A 7179-nucleotide genomic window follows, 5' to 3' on the forward strand; every position below is an offset into this window, starting at 1 on the left:
TAAATTTTATTAGAACTCTTTTAAATGACTTATTTAGAGATCTTTTTTTGTTTTTTGAAGTTTTTCCACTTAATATATAAAAAATAAATGGCAAATTCTACACATAACCAAAAAATTGCAATTGGAATGGATTTTAATTCGTTATAATAGAAATCATGGTTAATAGGAAAGTAGATCTCGAAATTTCCATTAGAAATTGCAATAACCGAGCCTAAATCATTGACATCAAAAGACAAACCATATGGTTGAAAAGAATTGTAGTCCAAATGGTTATTATTATAAGACATGTAGTAATTTTTAAACGTATTTTCTTCAATAAGATAAATAAGTTTTGCGTGAGATGTATGAATATTTGCACCTTTAATAAGTATCGATATATCATCTATGAGATAGAAATTAATTTGTTTCACATTGCGAAGTTGATAAGTTGAATTTCCACTTTGAATTTCGATGATATTAGAATCATTATACAAAAACAACTTAAAGGTTTGATTTTGAAGAATTTTAGGGAAAAAGTAATTTACATCATGATAGATTAACGAGTCCGATTGTTGTAAAGTTAGCATCCCTGATTCCTTTATATTAAACGAATATATTTCAGGAAAAATTTGAACGGAGTTATTTTGATATTTAACTTCAATATTTTGAATATTTCTTGCATCTTTTGACTCAATAATGAGATCTTCGGCAGTAATATTAGAGTCAGAAAGAAAAATTTGCTTGATTGGAATATTATTCTCGATAAATCGAAATGCAAGTGAATCATTAAATTTTGATATATTAAATATGTTTAGAAGTAAATTTTCAAAAGATCGATTTGAAAAAAGGATTTTAGAGTAATTTTGAGCAGAAATCAAAGGAAAAATGTTAACATAAAATAAATTACCATCACCAATTTTCTTTTTTATAATAAATGGAACAGACACTTTTTCATTCAAATAATATGCGAGAATTGAATTATTATTGCTTTTGACTTGAATATTTTCTGCGTTGATGGAATTGATTGGAAAACTTGAATTATTTATTTGAATTCGATTGATTTCTATCGATTCACCGATTTTAGAAGAATTTAATTCAAATAAGTCGGCAGCAATTTTCTGATATCCATTAGAATTAAACACAATCAAATTTTGACCATTTTCCACGTATTTATAGAATTCTTCTTTAGATTTTTGATTTGAAAAGAATTCAGTGCAATTGTTTTGAGTCATATTGATGGTAATATGGTTTTCACCGAGATTATTTATAAATTGAAATCCAATATTAGTTGTAGGATGTCTTCCAGAGATATTTAGTATATTTACATTATTAATAAAGAAATTATAGTTTCCTTCAAGAAATTGTGCAGTAAATGTAAAAGATTCAGGAAGATTGGATTTGAGAATTCCATGATTAGGAAAATGATTGATGTTTTGTGCAAATTCATCCCAGAAATAGCAGAAAATCATTCCATCAGAAGAATAATTGAATATAATCTCTGAAAAATCCAATTTAAAATCTTGATCAAAAAGAAACTTCAATTGAGAATCGGTTGAATTTGTAAAAAAGTTCCATTTTATGAAAAAAGAGAGATTAAAAGAAGTCAATTCTTGGTAAGATGTTATATTTGATTCTCGTTGAATAAAAAAGGATCCATTTAATTTAAGCGAATTTTCATTCTTAATTTTCCAATAACCTTTTCTCTCAAATTTATTGAAATTCAATGATTTTAAAGCAGTCTGATTGGGAATATCATAGTTCAAAAGAAGATTTGAATAATTGTCGAGCTTTTCTCGTTCTAGAGCAAGAGAAATATTAGCATTTCCTTGACTTAATAATGAAGTAATGATATTAGATTGAGTTTTATTCTCAAAAATGTCATCGATAGGATAAACTAGAGCGGAGTCGCTATCTGGAACTGGAAATGATATTTGAGAGATATTATATATTGATACTTGAGAATTGGCGAATATTAGCGGTAAAGTGTCAATAATTGAACCAATGAAAGAAGATTGATATTTATAAAGAAAATTAAGGTCTTCATGTGTTAGGTACAAGTAAATATTTTTATAAGTAAATGAATCGCGCCAATAATGAGCTTTATAAACTTCTAACAAAAATGCTGTTGGATCGGAAGAAGTAGAAATTGCTTCTTCTAAAAGTATGAGATTAGCAGGTCCCACAATGTTAATTAAACCAAAAGTATCACTAGAAATTGTTATTATCGCCGAATAAGGATTTTCATCTAAGAAATTTGATAGAACCTGGGTGCCTTCATAGGTTTCTTCCCATGTATCTTGAATTAACATACTTCTTAAAGGTGCTGAAACTGCCCATCTTGTTTCCAAATTCAATAATACTATTGTAAAATTTGAAAAAAATAATAGTAAAACTAAAGAATATCCTTTAAAATTCTCTTTTATATTTGAAATATTACTTTTGAGTTGACTAAAGTGAAATTTGTTATTGTTTTTATCAAAATATTCAAGCATAAATAATGTAGCTAATATAACAAATGGAATAATAATAAATACTTCAAATCGTGTTTCCCAGTAAAATGGATTTTCTGGTAGAATAAAGATATTTATAAAAGTCATCAAACGTCCAACAAAGAATGCAAAAATAGAAAAGAATATTACGAAATTAAACTCTTGAGTCGATTTTTTTGCTTCATTTCTTTTTTTATAGTAGTAGAGTCCAAAAATACCGATAAAACCCAATCGTAAACCTTGAAAAAACCAAGGAATTTGGCGATAAGGATTTAATATAAAAACACTAATATCGTATGAATCCCAAAGTGTGATCCAAGTTAGTATTGCAGTAATTAGAAAAAGAAGACCCACAATTGGAAATAATTTATTCACACGATTAACTAATCGCAAAGGAATGAAAAGAAGATCGCCACTTGCTGTAGACGAATAAAAAGTTAGATATTTTACCTTGAAGATTAAAGCACATGCAACTAAAATAAGATTTAAACAAAGGATGGCAAAGTAAATAAATGGAATTTTATTCTTAACTAGATTTAACCCAATAAACCCAATCAACGCAAAGAATGTACCAATTAAAACAGCAATTAGTGAATCCTTCATCCGGAATCTCTCTGCTTTAAAAAATAAACCCCAAAATCCAACAAAAAAAGTAAATAACGTAGCTTCTACAACATGAATGAAATACATGGCAGTTAAGAACACTGAAAAGAAAACAATAAAATTCTTTCTGGATAATTGGAAATTGTGCATTAACGACCAAAGAAAGAAAAATACAAACATAGATACCATTATTGGTCGAAAATAGGAGGGAAGAAAACCATAGGAATTGGATTTAAACGTTTGATAGTATACTGTATTAACAATATTATTATATAATAAAGGTTGACCAAAAGAATCGGATAATTTGGTTTTGACGTAGTAAATCCATCCAATTCCCCCCAAAGATCCAACCATATAAATCATCGTTGCAAATATTGGAAGACGTGAATCTTGTTTATTAAGGAACCTTCTGATTAATACATAGAAAAATAGCGGATAAAAATATGTGATAAAAACTAAACAAATTTGGATAATCTCCATATTAGAATTAGCAGAATAAACAAAAGCAGATTCAAACAAATGTGCGAGAAAGTTTCCCCAGTTATTATTCAAGTATAAATCAAGATTTCGACCTAAAAGTACTGCATATGCGTAATGTCTTTGAATATCAATATAAGAATAGCTTGTAGCAGGGAGTACAAGAATATGAGAAAAAGTGAAGAAAAGTCCAATAATTAATAACCCATATTTATCCTTTCGGGTCGAAAAGGATTGAGGAATATTAAATTCCGATATATTTGCTCTTGATACTGGATTTAATATAAGATTTAATAAAGAAAGCACAAAATAAAAACTAAGAAAAATTAATGATTTTTGATCAAAATTAATTAGCAAAATGATAAACCACAATAATCCTGCAAAAATATAATTGAAAATAAAAATAAATAATAAGAATTCAAGGTTTGAAAATGATTCTCGAATATTTTTATTGGAAACGAAAAAAAAATAACCAGGCACAATAATTATTAATAATAAAGTCAAAAATGATCGGAAAAATCCAAAAAACGCGAAATTGAAAATGTTTTGTAATAATAAAAACAAAGAAATCGCAATAAAAACCAAGTTTATAATAAAATAGGGTTTATTAGTTTTTTTTCGGAACTTTTTTGCAGAAATAAAAGTATTTAGTGATGGTTGGTTAACGAAAAGTAATTTTCTAATTACGATAAAGGCTCCGATTATCAAAGGAAGAAAGAAAAATTTCAAGGGATTATCAATGAGCCAGATATAGAATAAGGAAGTGAAAAATAGAAAAATGATCATCATAATATCTTGAGATTGAGTGCTCCGAATTCTATTTTTTAGATTTTTCACGATTTAGAACTCCTATTCTCTATAACAATTTATTATTTGTTCTATTTATTTATTCTATTGTAATGTATACCAAACCGCCAAATTATTGGCTTCTTAATGATTAAATCAACTTTCTATGAGATTTAAACTAATTCCTTTTCCAAGATTAATCGGTGTCTCTTGAACTAACAATCACAAAAATAACAGAACTATGTATGATTTTTAGGATTATGAATCAATAAAACAATAAAGCACATGTTGTTCCTTGCCCCCAACTGCGACTCTGTTCAAATCTCCATTATTAAGATAAAAAATCAATTGGCTATTTGAAAGAACACCAAAATATTTTAAATCTGTCAAGTAAACACCTTCATCCGAATAGCTAGAGTCATAATAGAAGAAAATATTGGTGATATTGTTAGTTTTTTTCATTTCGACCAAAATTTTTCCATATTTGGGATTTAAAAAAATAGTGCCGTTTTCATTCATCCATAAATCTTCAAAAGGATCTACCACATAAATATTATCGCTGTAATATGAGTAATAATTGTAGGGATGCTTCCATTTAAATCCTCCAACAATTAGATTTGTAGATTTATTATAATCATTTTGAATCAAATGCGAAGAAGTTTGAATAAATGCATTTTCTGATTTTGAAATATATGCTTTAAACTGAATTTGATATATTATTCCAATTAATTGAGAGAACAGTAGAAATCCTAAAGCAATTCTTTGAAATTTCTTATTGTGTAATTTTTTATCCAAATTGTAAACCAAATAAAACCCAAATCCAATAAAGAAATAAAAACTAAACAACTCCAGCACACGATTAATAAATGTAGACAAAGTCCCGATCAAAATCAGCAAGAACAATAGACATGTTATGCTAAAAAAATTCAAATAATGAAATTTTCCAAGAAAATCATAATTCCTGAATAAGATAACTGCCATATAACAACAAATGATAATTGCACTTGTGATGAAAATTACACAGAGAATTAGGCTTACATTCATTGGAAATCTATATGATTTTTGTCGATTTAATAAAATAAGAATCAGGCTTACTATTGTACTAATAGTTGGGTAAAGTAATTGAAGGAGATACTTTTGTTCAAATCGCACAGCAAATCCTGATTTGGGTAGCCAATGTAATTTATTTTTCATAAAATTCAAATTAAAAGTATCAGAATGGATGAAACGTTCAAAAAATAGCAATCCTATCCCAATAATCGGTAGTGCAATGATGAAAATTATTGCTTTTAGGGAACTTTGAAAAAGATTTAAATTTAAGAAAAGGGATAAAGAATAAGGATTGAATACAATTTGTGCAATAAGCCCTAATACATATGTAATCCACATAATTAATAATGATCTTTCTCGTATCAGGGCAATAGTTAAAGAACAAATTATTGGAATTAAAAAGAAAAGAGTATTTACTACATGAGTCGAAATAGATGCACCAATAATGATCATTTGAATAATAATTATTTTTAGATCCGAGTTTTTGTGGATTTTTATTAATTGGTTTTCCTTGATGAGAATTCTGTCTGTTTGAATCTTTTTTATTTGTTTGAAAAAGTTGTGATATAATTGGAATCCTAAAAAAGTAGAGAGCGCTGAAGGCCAAAATTGTGAAAAATTAATGATTGTCCCCAAAGCAGTAATTGAAAAAAGAATTGTGGATAGAATAGCAATAATTGTTCTTTTTTTTCCAGGTAATATAAACCTCATAATATTAAAGAATAAAATGCAAGCAAAAGGAATTTGAAATAATCCGATCCAACGGCCAATAAACAAAACATCTTGACCTGATCCCACCGTTAATAATGCCCCAATAAAATGATATGATAAATTACCTCGATATGCCGTAGAAAGGTATTCTTTTTGATTTTCAATAAACGCCTGACTTAATTTGACATGATACCAATCATCTTCCACCGGAAAGAAGGGAAAATGGAGGATTGAAAAGACACTCAGCAAAATTATAAAGATGGTTAATAATAACAGGTTTGAATTTGACTTTAAAATAACAGATATTTTCTGACCAACATTTTGAATGTAATCTTTAAATTTTGCCCAAATTTTTGAATACGATTGAATTCTTGCCTTTTCTGAGAAGTAATGATAAAGAACAAAACCGCCTAAAGAAAAAATTAATACTTCATAACTGATAATAATTGTAAACTCATTTAATGGAATACTCCAATAACGAAAGAATAAAGAAACTAAACACCAATAACTAAGAGTTAATACAATCCCATTTAACAAATTGCTTAAACTTCTCCATTGATCTTTAAAAAGAACGAGAGTCAAGAGAATTCCAGGAATTACAATCCAATTAATAACTGCAAGAAACAATAAGAGAATTTTGATATGAGGGGCAAAAAATAATTTGATAATATAAATTATGAATGGTAACAAAACACTGGTAACAATCATCATTGGAGCAAAGAACCATGAAAAATCTTGTGAATACCCCATTTTTTTCTTCTCCTCTTTCAGCTGTCGGATATAAAGATATTTAAATTCTCTTTTGTAATAAAACCAATGATTCTGATTTTTGAATAATCAACACTTAAAATACAAGATTTTAAAATGAAATTGTAAAATGTAAGTTGAATTTGCCATTGAGAGAGTTTTAAAATGCTAAATCAACATCAAACAATTAAAAATGTATATTTAAAGAAAACAGTCTTCAAGGTCATAAAACGACCGAATTAAATCGCCTTTAATCATTACGCATGAAGAATCGAGCAAGTTTTAAAGGGGAAAGTAGAAATATGATATGAACACATGATATCTCTACAGACTCGGA

Annotated in this window: 2 protein-coding genes; both read right to left on the reverse strand. The window is 27.5% G+C overall.

The annotated features are described in order from the left end of the window. Window positions 1-29 precede the first annotated feature (29 nt). Window positions 30-3905 carry a hypothetical protein gene (locus ACXLDF_RS02750; RefSeq protein ID WP_457556960.1) on the reverse strand — a complete coding sequence of 1292 codons (3876 nt, stop codon included), beginning with the start codon at window positions 3903-3905 and terminating at the stop codon, window positions 30-32. Window positions 3906-4592: 687 nt separating this feature from the next. Then, window positions 4593-6845 (reverse strand): hypothetical protein, encoded by a 2253-nt coding sequence (locus tag ACXLDF_RS02755; RefSeq protein ID WP_457556961.1) that lies wholly within the window; start codon window positions 6843-6845, stop codon window positions 4593-4595. Between the last annotated feature and the right edge of the window lie 334 nt (window positions 6846-7179).

The organism is Candidatus Harpocratesius sp., from assembly GCF_054039255.1.